Below are 16,193 nucleotides of genomic sequence, written 5' to 3' on the forward strand. Positions count from 1 at the left end.
TTGCTGTCGTATACGGCTGTTGGCAGGTCGTCGACGATGTTCACGTCGAGGCTGCCGGTGGCAGTAGTGCCGTTGTCATCGACCACGGTCACGGCGAACTGTTCGGGCAGGTTGTTGGCACCGTTGGCGGTCGGGTGCGCTTCGTTATCGTTGAGGGTGTAGCTGTAGCTGACGACGCCCGTGGCGGCGTTGAACCCGGTGATGGTCAGGGTGCTACCCAGTGGCGTGGTGATCGACTGCGGGAAGCCGGCGGCCACGCCAGCGCTGACCACGGCAATACCGCCGACGCTCAGGGTCGTCACGCCGTCCAGCGCGGTGACAGTGAAGGTGCCGGTCTGCGTCAGCGCCGACGCGTTGGGGTTGCTGCCGTCGCTGAGGTTTTTCTCGTAGACCGTCAGCTCACCGCCATACACGTCGAGGCCGTTGAGGGTCACCGGATTGTCATTGTTGTGGATCTGCAGCACCAGGTTCGCCGTGCTGGTGTCGCCGTCCGAGTCGGTGAGGGTGTAGTTGAAGGTTTCGGTACCGTTGCCGCCGCCGTGCAGGGCCTTGAAGTCGGCATCGCTGGTGTTGAGGGTGTAGGTGTACGTGCCGTTGGCATTCAGCACCAGGGTGCCGTACGTGCCGGTGAAGGTGCCGGGGGTGATCGGTCCGGCATTTTCCCCGAGCGACACGCGGTCGGCGCCTTGCACGTCGTTGGTCAGCACGTTGCCGCTCAACGTCAGCAGGGTTTCCGAGGCCGTTGAAGCATTGCTGTCGTATACGGCTGTTGGCAGGTCGTCGACGATGTTCACGTCGAGGCTGCCGGTGGCAGTAGTGCCGTTGTCATCGACCACGGTGACGGCGAACTGTTCGGGCAGGTTGTTGGCACCGTTGGCGGTTGGGTGCGCTTCGTTAGCGTTGAGGGTGTAGCTGTAGCTGAGCACTCCAGTCGCCGCATTGAAGCCGGTGATGGTCAGCGTGCTGCCCAGCGGGGTGGTGATCGATTGCGGGAAGCCGGCGGCTACGCCAGCGCTGACCACGGCGATGCCGCCGACGCTCAGGGTCGTCACACCATCCAGCGCGGTGACGGTGAAGGTGCCGGTCTGGGTCAGCGCGGTGGCATCCGGTGTGCTGCCGTCGCTGAGGTTTTTCTCAAAGACGGTGAGCTCGCCACCCTGAACATTCAAACCGCCAATCGTGATCGGGTCATCGTTGTTATGGATCTGCAATACCAGGTTGGCGGTGCTGGTGTCGCCGTCGGCGTCCGTCAGCGTATAGCTGAAGGTTTCGGTACCGTTGCCGCCGCCGTGCAACGCTTTGAAATCGGCATCGCTGGTGTTCAACGTGTAGGTGTAAGTGCCGTTGGCGTTGAGCACCAGGGTGCCGTACGTGCCGGTGAAAGTGCCGGGGGTGATCGGGCCGGCATTTTCCCCGAGCGGCACCCGGTCGGCGCCTTGCACGTCGTTGCTCAGCACGTTGCCGCTCAACGTCAGCAGGGTTTCCGATGCGGTACTGGCGTTGCTGTCATTCACGCCTTGCGGCAGGTCGTCGACGATGTTCACGTCGAGGCTGCCGGTGGCGGTGCTGCCGTTGTCGTCGACCACGGTCACGGCGAACTGTTCGGGCAGGTTGTTGGCACCGTTGGCTGTTGGGTGCGCTTCGTTAGCGTTGAGGGTGTAGCTGTAGCTGAGCACGCCGGTCGCCGCATTGAACCCGGTGATGGTCAGCGTGCTGCCCAGCGGGGTGGTGATCGATTGCGGGAAGCCGGCGGCTACGCCAGCGCTGACCACGGCGATACCGCCGACGCTCAGGGTCGTCACGCCATCCAGCGCGGTGACGGTGAAGGTGCCGGTCTGGGTCAGGGCCGTGGCATCCGGTGCGCTGCCGTCGCTGAGATTTTTCTCGAAGACGGTGAGCTCGCCGCCCCCAACGTTCAAACCGCCAATCGTGATCGGGTCATCGTTGTTATGGATCTGCAATACCAGGTTGGCGGTGCTGGTGTCGCCGTCGGCGTCCGTCAGCGTATAGCTGAAGGTTTCGGTACCGTTGCCGCCGCCGTGCAACGCTTTGAAATCGGCATCGCTGGTGTTCAACGTGTAGGTGTAAGTGCCGTTGGCGTTGAGCACCAGGGTGCCGTACGTGCCGGTGAAAGTGCCGGGGGTGATCGGGCCGGCATTTTCCCCGAGCGGCACCCGGTCGGCGCCTTGCACGTCGTTGCTCAGCACGTTGCCGCTCAACGTCAGCAGGGTTTCCGATGCGGTACTGGCGTTGCTGTCATTCACACCTTGCGGCAGGTCGTCGACGATGTTCACGTCGAGGCTGCCGGTGGCAGTGGTGCCGTTGTCGTCGACCACGGTCACGGCGAACTGTTCGGGCAGGTTGTTGGCACCGTTGGCTGTTGGGTGCGCTTCGTTAGCGTTGAGGGTGTAGCTGTAGCTGAGCACGCCGGTCGCCGCATTGAACCCGGTGATGGTCAGCGTGCTGCCCAGCGGGGTGGTGATCGATTGCGGGAAGCCGGCGGCTACGCCAGCGCTGACCACGGCGATACCGCCGACGCTCAGGGTCGTCACGCCATCCAGCGCGGTGACGGTGAAGGTGCCGGTCTGGGTCAGGGCCGGTGCGTCGGGGCTGCTGCCGTCGCTGAGATTTTTCTCGAAGACGGTCAACTCGCCGCCCCCAACGTTCAAACCGCCAATCGTGATCGGGTCATCGTTGTTGTGGATCTGCAATACCAGGTTCGCCGTGCTGGTGTCACCGTCGGCGTCCGTCAACGTATAGCTGAAGGTTTCGGTGCCATTGCCGCCACCGTGCAGGGCTTTGAAATCGGCATCGCTGGTGTTCAACGTGTAGGTGTAAGTGCCGTTGGCATTCAGCACCAGGGTGCCGTAAGTCCCGGTAAAGGTGCCAGGGGTAATCGGTCCGCTATTTTCCCCGAGCGGCACCCGGTCGGCGCCTTGCACATCATTGCTCAGCACGTTGCCGTTCAGCGTCAGCAAGGTTTCCGAGGCGGTGCCATTGCTGTCGTCGACTGCTCTCGGCACGTCGTCGGTGATGTTGATATCCAGCGAACCGGTGGTGCTGTCGCCATTGCTGTCGTTGGCCACCACGGTGAGGTGCTCGCCGAGACTATTGGCACCCTCACCGCTCGCATGGGTTTCGGGAACGTTGAGGGTGTAGCTGTAACTGACCACGCCCGTGGCCGGGTTGTAACCGGTGACAGTCAGCGTGCTGCCCAGCGGGGTGGTGATCGATTGCGGGAAGCTGGCGGCCACGCCAGCGCTGACCACGGCGATGCCGCCGATGTTGAGGCTGGTCAGCCCGTCGGGTGAATTGACGGTGAAGGTGCCGCTTTGGGTCAGCGCGCCTGCGTTACTCGCCGAACCGTCGGCCAGGTTGGCTTCATTGACGGTCAGCTCGCCGCCCTGCACCGACAGGCCATCGAAGGTGACCGGATTGTTCGGCACCTCGGGAACCACCGGTGGCACCTCAGGGACATCGGCTGCTACGACGTTATTGTCCGGATTAGCGTTCAGGCGTTCTTCGGGAAGTTCTGGAATGCCATTGAAACCGGCAGTGGGGAAACCAATGATCGGGTCGACTCGCCCGCCCACTTCTTCAAGCAGGACGAAACTATGGCCACTGCCCTGGACGCCACCCGGCACGCCGGTAGTCATAGCAGGCCCGGCAGCGGTGGCTTCAGCGGTCTGGGTCGGGTCGTCGCCCGCCGCAATGGCTTTTTGCAGCTGTTCGACATCGGTCAGCTGTGCTTGGCTCGGCGTCACCGCTTCAGGGGAGTCCACATGGGGAATCTGATTGGCGAGCAGCTGCGCAGTCATCTGCATGCTGCTGCCGCGCCCGAGGGTCAGTTCCTGGCCATTTTGCAGATGCACCGCCACTGCGCCTTCGGCGCCGGTGCTCAGTTGGTCGCCGGCAAACAGCCGATCCCCCTCGACCAAAGCACGCCGGGTGCCGTCGCCCGCAACCGCGAACACCTGGCCGATGACCTTACTGACGATACCGATGAGCGTTGCCATGGTGCACTTCCTCCGCTGCCAACCGCTGTCGGCACCTTGTTTGTGCGAAGAATGTGCGCATGGCTCAAGCGGGTTGTCTGGCGGATCGTGTTCCGGCTGCCGGTTTACTTGAGTAAGCCGCAGCCCCGGCAACGATCTCGCCCAGCCAGTCGCTCACGGCGCTGTTTGCGATTTCGGGAAAAACCCTCTGCAATCAATGGCATCGGATCCCTGTGCGCAACAACGTGGCCTGTGAGCAATGCGTAACGATCTCGAATCAGTCAAGTGACAAAAAACCGTCGCCATCAGATCGTTCGCATCCCTCCCCTCCAGCACTTCTCCGCTCTATGTCGATAAGTGGATTGGAACTTTCCTCAAACCCCGATGAGCGCCCTAGAGCCCATAAAACAAGGGCTTTCGAATTGAACAATGTGCTGGATTTTGCAGAGCTCATAAGTTTTTTTTGGCATACGCGTTATGAAAAAAATTTCTTAGCTACGCTCCAGAATGTTCTTAGCTCTTTTGTTAAAGAGGTGAAACAACTTTACCTATAAAAGTCGTCAAATAATTGGCGACTGATAAGCACCATCAGGAATCAGGGAGATGTAAATGCGCCTATTAACCCCCCTCTGCAGCGCGGTTCTTTTAGCCATGGCCTGCTCGTCCCAGGCTCAGGCCATGACGCTGACCGAAGCAATCCAGAGCACCATCGCGACCCACCCGGAGCTGGCTTCGCGGGTGGACAGCCGTCTGTCGGCTGATGAGGACGTGAAGGTCGCCAAAGGGGGCTATTATCCATCGGTTGATCTGAACGCCGCCTACGGGCGCGCGTACAGCGATAACACCAATACCCGGGCGCTCACCCCCAGCGGGCACAACACTGAAACCTTGAACTACACCCAGTCGGAATTGCGCCTGCGGCAAATGCTCTTCGACGGGTTCAACACGTCCAATGAAGTCGAACGCACCAAAGGCGTGGTCAACTCCAGAGCCTATTACGCTCAGGGTACGGCTCAGGACCTGGCCCTGCGCACCACCGAGGTCTACCTCGAAGTGCTCAAGCGCCGCGAACTGGTGACACTGGCCAAGAACAACCTGCAAGCGCACTTGCGGGTCAACGACCAGATCGGCCTGCGCACCCAGCGCGGTGTGGGCAGCAACGCCGATGCCGACCAGTCCTCGGCTCGCCGGGCACTGGCAGAAAACAACCTCGACACTGCCGAAGTTGATCTGGCCGATGCCGAGTCGAACTTCTACGCCGTTGTGGGGCGCATGCCCGATGAACTCGAAACCCCGCCGTCGATTCGTGGCGAAGTCCCCACCTCGCTGCCCGAAGCCCAGCAGAGCATGGTGGAAAACAACCCTTACCTGAAATCCGCCCAGGCCGACGTGCAATCGGCCGAAAGCCAGTACGAAGTCGCCAAGTCGCCGTTCTACCCACGCTTCGACGCCGAGGCGGCAGTGGGCGCGAACAACAACGTGCAGGGTGACGAAGGCCACGACAACGAATGGCGAGTCGGCGTGATCATGAACTACAACCTGTTCCGCGGCGGCAGCGACAAGGCGCGCCTGGCCTCTGACTCGCACAAGATCAACCAGGCCATGGACATCCGTAACAATGCCCTGCGCCAGCTCAACGAAAACATTCACCTGGCCTGGAACGCCATGGTCAATGCCAAGAAACAAACCCCGACCGCCCGTGAATACGCCGACACCAGCAAGCGCGTACGCATTGCCTATCAGGATCAGTTCGGCCTCGGTCAACGGACCCTGCTTGACCTGCTGGACAGTGAAAACGAACTCTACAACGCCAACCGTCGCTACACCGAAGTGCGCTACACCGAAGAGTTTTCGATGTACCGCGTCCTGGCGAACATGGGCCAGTTGTTGAGCAAACAACGGGTCGTACTGCCCGCCGACGCGATCGCCCAGACCGAAGTGAAAAACGAAGCTCGTCTGCCTGAAATGAAGTAGTGCATGGGAGGGTTCAATGACCAGCATGGAACCCGGCAACACCGGTGTCGATCCGCGCCTGAGCTTCGATGACCCGCTTCTGGACGGTCTGTTGATCCTCTGCAAACTCCACGACGCGACAGTCAGTCGCGCCAGCCTCAGTGCCGGGCTCCCAATGGCACACCAACGCCTGAGCCTGGACCTGCTGCCCCGTGCAGCGGCCCGGGCCGGTTTGCAGGCGCGCTTGCTGCGCCGTGACCTCAAAGACATTTCCCCGCTCAACCTGCCCGTGCTGCTGTTGCTCAACAACGGCCGCACGGCCGTCCTGCGTCGTTATAGCGAGGACGGCAAGGTGTTGATCCTGCCCAGCGAAGCCGACGGCGGCGAGCAATGGCTCAGCCCTGAAGAGCTGGCCGAACACTACAGTGGCCAGGCGTTGTTTGCCCGGCCACGCCACGAACTCGAAGACTTGCGCTCGCCGCTGGTGCCTCGGGTCCAGGCCTGGTTTCGCGATACGCTGAAGCTGTCGAAATGGCTCTACAGCGATGCGATTCTGGCGAGTTTCCTGATCAACCTGCTGGGGCTGATGGTGCCGCTGTTCGTGATGCAGACCTACGACCGCGTGGTGCCGAACCAGGCCACTTCGACTTTGTGGGTGCTGGCGATCGGTCTGCTGATCGGCACCGCTTTCGAACTGGTGCTGCGGATCGTGCGCGCGCACTTGCTGGATACCGCCGGCAAGAAAACCGATGTGATCCTGTCGGCCACCCTGTTCGAGCGCATCACCGGCATGGCGATGAAAGCGCGGCCGGCGACCATTGGTGGTTTTGCCCAAAGCATTCATGACTTCCAGGGCCTGCGGGAATTCCTCACCGCCGTGACCCTCACCAGCCTGATCGACCTGCCCTTCTGCCTGTTGATGCTACTGGTGATCGGCCTGCTCGGTGGCTGGCTGGTGGTAATCCCGATTCTGGCGTTTCCCATCACGATCATCTTCGCGATGGTGATCCAGGTCCGCCTGCGCGACACCGTGCAAAAGAGCCTCAGCCTCGGCGCCGAACGCCAGGCACTGTTGATCGAAACCCTCAGTGGCCTGGAAACCCTCAAGGCCTGCAGCGCCGAAAGCGAACGCCAGCACAAATGGGAAAGCACCCACGGTGCCCTCTCCCGCCTCGACAGCCACGCACGCAACCTCTCGGCCCTGGCCACCAACGGCACGCTCTTCATCCAGCAGCTGTCCGGCATGGCAACCATCGTCGCCGGGGTCTACAGCATCATCGCCGGCAACCTCAGCGTCGGTGCCCTGGTGGCCAGCTACATGTTGGGCAGTCGGGTGCTGGCGCCACTGGGACAGATCGCCGGCCTGATCACCCGCTACCAGCAAGCGCAACTGACCATGAAAAGCACCGACGCGCTGATGAGCCTGCCCCAGGAGCGCGACGCCAAACAACGGCCGCTGGAGCGCACCCAGCTACAAGGCGCGCTGGATGTTGTCGGCGTAACCTTCCACTACAACGGCCAGAGTGCTCCCGCCCTGGCCAACATCAGCTTCAGTGTGAAACCCGGTGAGCGCATCGGCATCATCGGCCGCAGCGGTTCAGGCAAAAGTACCCTGGCGCGAATGGTGATGGGGTTCTACGAACCGGATGAAGGCCAGTTGCTGCTCGATGGCCTGGACCTGCGGCAACTGGACGTCGCCGACCTGCGCCATCAAATCGGCTACGTCGCCCACGACCTGCCGCTGCTGGCCGGCAGCCTGCGCGACAACCTGACCCTCGGCGCGCGCTATATCAGCGACTCACGCATGCTCGAAGTGGCGGAAATGACCGGGGTCACCGAACTGGCCCGGCAACACCCGCACGGCTTCGACCGGCCCGTGGGCGAGCGCGGACAGTTGCTGTCCGGTGGTCAGCGCCAGGCGGTTTTGCTGGCCCGGGCATTGTTGCTCGACCCGCCGATTCTGCTGCTCGACGAACCTACCAGCGCCATGGACAACAGCAGTGAAGACGTTCTGCGGAAAAAACTCCACGACTGGGTCCAGGGCAAAACCGTGCTGCTGGTGACTCACCGCACCTCGATGCTGAGCCTGGTGGATCGGCTGGTGGTGCTGGACAACGGACGGATCGTCGCCGACGGGCCGAAAGAAGCAGTCATCGATGCACTGCGCAAGGGCCGTGTCGGCTCTGCGGCTGTTTAGATGCGAATACACAACCTGTGGCGAGGGAGCTTGCTCCCGCTGGGTTGCGAAGCAGCCCCCTCGTTGTGTCATCTGGATCGCGCCAGCAGTTTTTGCGACGGCTTCGCCGCCGGACGGGAGCAAGCTCCCTCGCCACAGGATTGTGTTCGGCACTATTTCTCTTAACTGACGGGTATCGCCCATGTCTGCTCAAACGCCAGATTCAGCGCCCCGAGGCTACTTCAACAGCTTCGGCAAAAGCGCCGAAGTCGATTTCATGCCGGAAACCGCCGGCGCCTCATTGCAGGACTCACCGCGCTGGTCGCGGATCACCGTGTGGCTGGCGGCGGCGTTGCTGATCAGCGCGCTGGTCTGGGCCAAATTCGCCGTGTTGCAGGAAGTCACCATGGGCGAAGGCAAGGCGATTCCGTCGAGCAAGGTCCAGGTGATCCAGAACCTCGAGGGCGGCATCGTCACCGAGATTTTTGTGCGCGAAGGGCAAATGGTGAACAAGGGCGACACCTTGCTGCGCCTCGATGACACGCGCTACCTGTCGAACAAGGGCGAAAGCGAAGCCGATCGCTATGCCTTGACTGCGCAAGTCGAACGGCTTTCGGCGGAAGCTGAAGGCCGGCCGTTCAAGCTGTCAGAAGAAGTGATCGCCAAAGCCCCGCAAGTGGCTGAAGACGAGCGTTCGCTATATGAGCAACGGCAACGTCGACTGGCCAGCGAGCAGCGCACATTGTCCGAGCAACTTCGGCAAAAAACCCAGGAGTTGGCAGAGTTCCGCTCGAAACAGGGGCAATTCAGCTCCAGCCTTGCGCTGCTGCAACAAGAAATGAACATGTCCACGCCACTAGTGGGCACCGGCGCGGTGTCACCGGTAGAAATCCTGCGGCTCAAACGCAGCGCGGTGGAGATTCGCGGCTCACTGAACGCCACCACCCTGGCGATTCCCCGGGCCGAATCGGCGATCAACGAGATCAAAAGCAAGATAGATGAATCGGAACAGACCTTCCGCTCGGAAGCCGCCAAAGAGTTGAATGAGAAACGCACCGACCTGTCGAAAATCACGGCATCGAGCATCGCCATCGACGACCGTGTCACCCGTACTACGGTGGTATCGCCGGTTCACGGCATCATCAAGGTATTGAAGGTCAACACCATCGGCGGCGTGGTCCAGCCCGGCAACGACATGGTGGAAATCGTACCGCTGGAAGACAACCTGCTGATCGAAGCCAAGGTCCGCCCGCAAGACGTTGCATTCCTGCATCCGGGCCAGAAAGCCATGGTCAAGTTCAGTGCCTACGACTACACGATCTACGGTGGCCTGAGCGCCAAGCTGGAGCTGATCGGTGCCGACACCATCACCGATGACAAGGGCAACAGCTTTTATCTGATTCAGGTGCGCACTGACAAAAATCATCTGGGCGGGGATGTGAAACCGTTGCTGATCATCCCGGGGATGGTGGCGACGGTGGACATTATTACCGGGGAGAAAACGGTGCTGGATTACTTGCTTAAGCCGGTGCTCAAGGCGCGGACCGAGGCAATGCGGGAGCGGTAGTTTCTGGCTGAGATTTTCTGGTGATTGTTCCGCCGCTTTCGCGAGCAAGCCCGCTCCCACATTCGACCGTGTTCCTCCAGGAGAAATACGATCAAATGTGGGAGCGGGCTTGATCGCGAAGAGGCCGGCACAAACAGCGATCAATTATCACCATGATTACGCTGGTAAACCTCCTCCCCCATCGCCGCAATCTGCCCTTCGATCAACGCTTCGAACGGCTTCAACAACGGCGCAAACGAAGTCGGCGCTTCAAGGGTTTCCAGCGCCTGCACAATCGCCTCCACTGTCGACAACGCCCCCGGTCCCGGCGCCTTGCGCAGCCGATAACGGGACACTCCCCCTTCGGCCAGCGTCACCCTCGGCAACGCCGCCAGCAGCGGATTGAGGTGCAGCATCTTGCGCGCCTTGCGCCAGGTGCCATCCGGGACGACCAGCAACAAGGGTTCGTCTGTCGGGGCATAAATCTGCATCGGCTGCGCATCGTCTCCGGGAAACAACAAGCGCGCCTGATATCCCGGCTGCCTCAGCAATGCCGGCAAATCCTCGAACACTTCCCCCACGATCAACTCGGCATTGTTCAAGCCCAACGCCGCCAACCGTGCCGTGTTCAGCGCATGGTTCACTTCGCTCGGATGCTGCAACAGCAACACGCGGGTGCGGCTGTCGAGGCTCGGGATCAACGGGCACAGGCAGTGGCTTTGCGGGCGCAGGCAGCGCGGGCACTGGATTCTGGACATCTTCTCAGGCCTGATTCAGTTGGGCTTTAAGCAAGTCGCGGAACGTCTGGATCAGCGGCTCGCGGCTGCGGCCCCGGCGCACGATCATCGAGAACGGCGCCTGATAGCCGAATGTCGCCGGCAGCAACACCCGCAAGTCGCCCTTGTCGGCCCAGGCCTGGGCGTAGTGCTCCGGTAAATAGCCGATGTAGGCGCCGGACAGCACCAGAATCAACTGGGCTTCCATACTTTCCACGGTCGCGGCGCTGTGCTTGAAGCCATGACGCGCCAGTTCAGCCTGACTCCAGTAGCCACGACCGACCATGCGCTGCTGGGTGATGACTTGCTCGGGAATGCGCCGTTCATTGAACAGCGGATGGCGCGTGCTGCAATACAACCAGTGTTGTTCACGGTACAGCGGCATGTACACCAGGCCGCTCATGCGTGTGGAAAACGCACCGATGGCCAGATCGAGACGGTTGTCCTGCACGCCGAGTTGCAATTCGTAAGGGCTCATGACCGACAGGTGCAAGTGCACGGCCGGGTGTTCCTGGCTGTAGGCGCCGATGGCTTCGGCGAACGGCAGGGCCTTGTCGCTGACGGTGGAGTCGATCACCCCGAGGTTCAACGTTCCACGCAACTCGCCCTTCAGCGCGGCGGCGTACTGCTCGAAGCCTTCGAGTTCGCCCAACAGGCGCAGGGTTTCCTGATGGAACAACTCGCCCTTGCTGGTCAGGCTGAAACCGCCACGGCCGCGATGGCAGAGCACCAGGCCGAGGGCCGCTTCGAGCTGGCTCATGTAGGTGCTGATGGCCGACGTCGAGAGGTTGAGCTCCTGCTGGGCATTCGCGAAGCCCTGGTGACGCACCACGCTGACGAAGATGCGCAATAGTTTCAGGTCGGGTAAAGCGTTGGCCATGGGGGGCTCCAGCAGCAACACAAAAATCAGGTGGACGATAACGCTCTGTAGCAGCTGGCGAAGCCTGCGTCCGGCGGCGAAGCCGTCGTGAAATCAGGCGACGCGCTGTTTCAGGAAAACCTCGCGTTCAGGTTTTGACGACGGCTTCGCCGCCGAACGCAGCCTCGCGGTGCTCGGCAGCTGCTACAGGAAACCCTGTGAGTCTATCGCCGTCATCACCATTAGTTTAGAAAAATCTGAACTAAGTATTTGCGCCTAGCGATTCTTCCTGGCCACTACATTTCGCAGAATCGGCCCACAACGGTGCCCGTACCTTCCGTGAACGGCGCAACCCAATAAATAAAACAACGACGATGAGGCCCTACCCGTGGACAAGATTCTTCACCAACCACTGGGCGGCAACGAAATGCCGCGCTTCGGCGGCATCGCCACCATGATGCGACTCCCCCACTTGAATACCGCTGCCGGCCTGGACGCTGCCTTCGTAGGCGTACCACTGGACATCGGTACCTCGCTGCGCCCTGGCACCCGTTTCGGGCCTCGCGAAATCCGCGCTGAATCGGTAATGATCCGCCCGTACAACATGGCGACCGGCGCTGCGCCGTTCGACTCGCTGTCGGTTGCCGACATTGGCGACATCGCGATCAACACCTTCAACCTGCTGGATGCCGTGCGGATCATCGAAGAATCCTACGACAACATCCTCGAACACGATGTGATCCCTCTGACCCTGGGCGGCGACCACACCATCACCCTGCCAATCCTGCGTGCCATCCATAAAAAGCACGGCAAGGTCGGCCTGGTGCACATCGACGCTCACGCCGATGTGAACGACCACATGTTTGGCGAGAAAATCGCCCACGGCACCACCTTCCGTCGTGCAGTCGAAGAAGGCCTGCTGGACCCCGACCGCGTGGTGCAGATCGGCCTGCGCGCCCAGGGCTACACCGCTGACGACTTCAACTGGAGCCGCAACCAGGGCTTCCGTGTGGTTCAGGCTGAAGAGTGCTGGCACAAATCGCTGGAGCCTCTGATGGCTGAAGTCCGTGAGAAAGTCGGTGGCGGTCCTGTTTACCTGAGCTTCGACATCGACGGTATCGACCCGGCCTGGGCACCTGGCACCGGCACCCCGGAAATCGGCGGTCTGACGACCATTCAGGCGATCGAGATCGTTCGTGGCTGCCAAGGCCTCGACCTGGTCGGCTGCGATCTGGTAGAAGTCTCGCCCGCTTACGACACCACCGGCAACACCTCGCTGCTGGCCGCCAACCTGCTGTACGAAATGCTCTGCGTACTGCCTGGCGTAGTCCACCGCTGAGGATGGTTCATGAACGAACGCGATCAGGTTTTGAAAGCCGCCGCCGATCTGGTGTCCGCTTTTGCCCGTAACGATCGCGAAGCCTACTTCGGCGCTTTCAGCGCCGATGCCAGCTTCGTCTTCTATACCCTCGAACAGCCCCTGCTGTCGCGCGACGCCTACCAGGCGATGTGGGACAGCTGGCGCGCCGAGGATGGCTTCGAGGTGCTCTCGTGCACCTCGAGCAACGCTTTCGTCAGCCTGCAGGGTGACGTGGCGATTTTCATCCATGACGTAGCCACCGAGCTGCGCATGCAAGGGGAGCAGCACTTTAGCCAGGAGCGCGAGACGATTGTTTTCAAGAAACAAGCGTCTGGCCAAGAACAACAAGGCCTATGGCTGGCCTGCCACGAACATTTGTCCGCGATGCCGGAAGGGCTGCCACCCCCTTAGCCAACACAGGTGACGCTCACGCACGATGAGCGCGCCTTTATGATCGGAGCTGATCATGAATAACAACAACAAAGACCAAAGCCTTACACAAATTGAAACCCACGGGGTCGAACAGATCCCGGACAACGAACGCACCGCAGGTCCGACGGACTTGTTCCGGATGATCTTCGGTGGTTCCAACACCTTTGCTACCGCCGTCCTCGGCAGTTTCCCGGTACTGTTCGGCCTGTCTTTCCAGGCGGGCGTCTGGGCGATTGTGCTGGGCGTGTTGCTGGGTTCGCTGATCCTCGCGCCAATGGGCCTGTTCGGCCCGATCAACGGCACGAACAACGCCGTGTCTTCCGGTGCGCACTTCGGCGTGCACGGGCGGATCGTCGGTTCGTTCCTGTCGCTGCTGACCGCCATCGCCTTCTTCTCGCTCTCGGTGTGGAGTTCGGGGGATGCGCTGATCGGTGGCGCCAAACGCCTGATCGGCCTGCCGGAAACCGACCTGACCCTGGGCCTGGCCTACGGTCTGTTCGCGATTCTGGTACTGACCGTGTGCATCTATGGCTTCCGCTTCCTGCTGTGGGTCAACAAGATCGCGGTGTGGAGTGCCAGTTTGCTGTTCCTGCTGGGCATCTTCGCGTTCGCCGGTCCTTTCGATGCGAACTACGCCGGCACCGTGAACATGGGCCAACCCGGTTTCTGGGCCGCCTTCATCGGCGCAGCGCTGGTGGCCATGAGCAACCCGATTTCCTTCGGTGCGTTCCTCGGCGACTGGTCGCGCTACATTCCGCGTGACACCTCCAAGCGCCGCATCATGGCAGCGGTGGTGATTTCGCAGATCGCCACGTTCATCCCGTTCCTGTTCGGCCTGGCCACCGCCACCATCGTAGCGATCAAGGCGCCGGACTACATCGCGGCCAACAACTATGTCGGCGGCCTGCTGGCAGTCTCGCCGAGCTGGTTCTTCCTGCCGGTGTGCCTGATCGCAGTGATTGGTGGCATGTCCACCGGCACCACCTCGCTCTACGGCACCGGCCTGGACATGTCCAGCGTGTTCCCACGCGTGCTGTCGCGGGTCAAGGCCACGCTGCTGATCGGGGTGATGTCGATTGCCTTCATCTTCATCGGGCGCTTCGCGGCCAACCTGGTGCAGAGCGTATCGACCTTCGCCGTACTGATCATCACCTGCACCACCCCCTGGATGGTGATCATGATCATCGGCCTGCTGGTGCGTCGCGGCTTCTATTGCCCGGATGACCTGCAAGTGTTCACCCGTGGCGAGAAAGGTGGCCGTTACTGGTTCACCCACGGCTGGAACTGGCGTGGCCTGGGTGCCTGGATCCCGAGCGCGGCCGTCGGCCTGTGCTTCGTGAACCTGCCGGGGCAGTTTGTCGGGCCACTGGGCGAAATGGCCGGTGGTATCGACATCAGCCTGCCGGTGACCCTGGGCCTGGCCTCGCTGGTGTACCTGGCGCTGCTGAGCCTGTTCCCGGAACCGCGCGAAGTGTTCGGCCCGAACGACTCGCGCAGCAAGACCACGGATTCGCTCGCTAAACCGGCGATGCGACAAACCGCCTGATTCAACACGTTAAACGCACTACCTGTAGGAGCGGGCTTGCCCGCGAAGACGGCAGCACATCCAACATTGATGTGACTGACAGACCGCTTTCGCGAGCAAGCCCGCTCCCACAGGGATTGATTTTCAGCCTCACATAAAAAAGACAATCGGAGACACGCCATAATGGCTTTGGATTTATTCGTTGTACTCATCTACGCCGCCGCGATGCTGCTACTCGGCTACTACGGCATGCGCAAGGCCAAGACCAACGAAGACTTTTTGGTCGCAGGTCGTAACCTCGGCCCAAGCCTGTACATGGGCACCATGGCTGCCACCGTTCTGGGCGGCGCGTCCACCGTGGGCACCGTGCGTCTGGGCTACGTGCATGGCATCTCCGGTTTCTGGCTTTGCGCCGCACTGGGTTGCGGGATCGTGGCGCTGAACCTGTTCCTCGCCAAACCACTGTTGAAGCTGAAGATCTACACCGTTACCCAGGTGCTGGAAAAACGCTACAACCCGATGGCCCGCTCTGCGAGCGCGGTGATCATGCTGGCCTACGCGCTGATGATCGGCGTGACCTCGATCCTGGCCATCGGCACCGTTCTGCAAGTGCTGTTCGGCCTGCCGTTCTGGATCTCGGTACTGCTCGGCGGCGGCGTCGTGGTGATCTACTCGGCCATTGGCGGCATGTGGTCGCTGACCCTGACCGACATCGTCCAGTTCGTGATCAAGACCGTAGGCCTGATGTTCATCCTGTTGCCGATCTGCATGTACCGCGTCGGTGGCTGGGATGAGTTGGTGATGAAACTGCCAGCGGCGAGCTTCAGCTTCACCACCATCGGCTGGGACACCATCATCACCTACTTCATGATCTACTTCTTCGGCATCCTGATCGGTCAGGACATCTGGCAACGGGTGTTCACCGTCAAGACCGCCAAAGTGGCTCAGGTTGCCGGTACCGCTGCCGGTATCTACTGCATCCTCTACGGCCTGGCCTGTGCCCTGATCGGCATGGCTGCACATGTGCTGATCCCGGATCTGGACAACGTCAACAACGCCTTCGCCGCCATCGTCAAACTGTCGCTGCCGGACGGTATCCGTGGCCTGGTGATCGCTGCCGCACTGGCCGCCATGATGTCCACCGCCAGCGCCGGCCTGCTCGCCGCTGCTACCACCCTGACCGAAGACCTGCTGCCGAAACTGCGTGGCGGCAAACAGTCGAGCCTGGCGATCAACCGCCTGTTCACCCTGTTGACCGGCATCGTGGTACTCGGCATCGCACTGGTGGTCAACGACGTGATCAGCGCCCTGACCCTGGCCTACAACCTGTTGGTGGGTGGCATGCTGATTCCGCTGATGGGCGCCATCTTCTGGAAGCGCGCCACCACCGCCGGCGCCATCGCCAGCATGGGCATGGGCTTCGCTACCGCGCTGCTGTTCATGTTCAAGGACGGTCTGGATGCCAACACCCCGATTTACTACAGCCTCGGCGTTGGCCTGGTGAGCTTCGTGCTGGTCAGCCTGCTGTCCCCTCGCCCGGCGGCAGTGGCCAGCGCTGCCTAAGCTGAACA

Annotated in this window: 10 protein-coding genes; 7 read left to right on the top strand and 3 right to left on the bottom strand. The window is 61.3% G+C overall.

The genetic code is table 11. The features are described 5' to 3' along the window. The coding region (locus tag AC07XF_RS23190; protein WP_495028339.1) for a retention module-containing protein at window positions 1–4,016 on the bottom strand (4,016 nt) is incomplete at its 3' end. Window positions 4,017–4,604: 588 nt separating this feature from the next. Between AC07XF_RS23190 and AC07XF_RS23195 the strand changes: the two genes are divergently transcribed. From AC07XF_RS23195 to AC07XF_RS23205, 3 genes are all read left to right on the top strand, one after another. Beyond that, the gene (locus tag AC07XF_RS23195; RefSeq protein WP_495028340.1) at window positions 4,605–5,969 is read left to right on the top strand and encodes a TolC family outer membrane protein; all 1,365 of its coding nucleotides are present in this window, start codon (window positions 4,605–4,607) and stop codon (window positions 5,967–5,969) included. A gap of 16 nt (window positions 5,970–5,985) precedes the next feature. Beyond that, window positions 5,986–8,145 carry a type I secretion system permease/ATPase gene (locus AC07XF_RS23200; RefSeq protein ID WP_495028341.1) on the top strand — a complete coding sequence of 720 codons (2,160 nt, stop codon included), beginning with the start codon at window positions 5,986–5,988 and terminating at the stop codon, window positions 8,143–8,145. A 181-nt stretch (window positions 8,146–8,326) separates the two neighbouring features. After that, complete coding sequence (locus AC07XF_RS23205) at window positions 8,327–9,691, top strand: HlyD family type I secretion periplasmic adaptor subunit (RefSeq protein WP_495028342.1); 1,365 nt, start codon at window positions 8,327–8,329, stop codon at window positions 9,689–9,691. A gap of 140 nt (window positions 9,692–9,831) precedes the next feature. Here AC07XF_RS23205 and AC07XF_RS23210 read toward each other — a convergent pair whose 3' ends face one another. Both AC07XF_RS23210 and AC07XF_RS23215 read right to left on the bottom strand, forming a co-directional pair. Continuing rightward, on the bottom strand, window positions 9,832–10,428 hold the full coding sequence (locus AC07XF_RS23210) for a tRNA-uridine aminocarboxypropyltransferase (protein WP_495028343.1): 597 nt from the start codon (window positions 10,426–10,428) through the stop codon (window positions 9,832–9,834). Between the two features lie 4 nt (window positions 10,429–10,432). Continuing rightward, window positions 10,433–11,326: a LysR family transcriptional regulator gene (locus tag AC07XF_RS23215; RefSeq protein WP_007972518.1), complete on the bottom strand. Its 894-nt coding sequence runs from the start codon at window positions 11,324–11,326 to the stop codon at window positions 10,433–10,435. A gap of 367 nt (window positions 11,327–11,693) precedes the next feature. On the opposite strand from AC07XF_RS23215, the gene speB reads away from it, so the two are divergent. The 4 genes from speB (at window position 11,694) to AC07XF_RS23235 (ending at window position 16,185) form a co-directional block, all read left to right on the top strand. Next, window positions 11,694–12,644, top strand: coding sequence for an agmatinase (gene speB, locus AC07XF_RS23220; RefSeq protein ID WP_007984912.1), 951 nt, complete (start codon window positions 11,694–11,696; stop codon window positions 12,642–12,644). 9 nt (window positions 12,645–12,653) lie between these two features. Beyond that, window positions 12,654–13,076: a YybH family protein gene (locus AC07XF_RS23225; protein ID WP_007984910.1), complete on the top strand. Its 423-nt coding sequence runs from the start codon at window positions 12,654–12,656 to the stop codon at window positions 13,074–13,076. Window positions 13,077–13,131: 55 nt separating this feature from the next. Then, window positions 13,132–14,643: a purine-cytosine permease family protein gene (locus tag AC07XF_RS23230; protein WP_495028344.1), complete on the top strand. Its 1,512-nt coding sequence runs from the start codon at window positions 13,132–13,134 to the stop codon at window positions 14,641–14,643. Window positions 14,644–14,805: 162 nt separating this feature from the next. Beyond that, window positions 14,806–16,185, top strand: coding sequence for a sodium:solute symporter family protein (locus AC07XF_RS23235; RefSeq protein ID WP_495028345.1), 1,380 nt, complete (start codon window positions 14,806–14,808; stop codon window positions 16,183–16,185). The last annotated feature ends 8 nt before the right edge of the window (window positions 16,186–16,193 follow it).

It is taken from the genome of Pseudomonas sp. GW821-FHT01C01, assembly GCF_059422645.1.

Coding starts and splice junctions, on each gene's coding strand:
- AC07XF_RS23210 (WP_495028343.1), bottom strand. CDS start 10,428: ATGTCCAGAATCCAGTGCCCGCGCTGCCTGCGCCCGCAAAGCCACTGC.
- AC07XF_RS23200 (WP_495028341.1), top strand. CDS start 5,986: ATGACCAGCATGGAACCCGGCAACACCGGTGTCGATCCGCGCCTGAGC.
- AC07XF_RS23215 (WP_007972518.1), bottom strand. CDS start 11,326: ATGGCCAACGCTTTACCCGACCTGAAACTATTGCGCATCTTCGTCAGC.
- AC07XF_RS23195 (WP_495028340.1), top strand. CDS start 4,605: ATGCGCCTATTAACCCCCCTCTGCAGCGCGGTTCTTTTAGCCATGGCC.
- AC07XF_RS23230 (WP_495028344.1), top strand. CDS start 13,132: ATGAATAACAACAACAAAGACCAAAGCCTTACACAAATTGAAACCCAC.
- AC07XF_RS23235 (WP_495028345.1), top strand. CDS start 14,806: ATGGCTTTGGATTTATTCGTTGTACTCATCTACGCCGCCGCGATGCTG.
- AC07XF_RS23205 (WP_495028342.1), top strand. CDS start 8,327: ATGTCTGCTCAAACGCCAGATTCAGCGCCCCGAGGCTACTTCAACAGC.
- AC07XF_RS23225 (WP_007984910.1), top strand. CDS start 12,654: ATGAACGAACGCGATCAGGTTTTGAAAGCCGCCGCCGATCTGGTGTCC.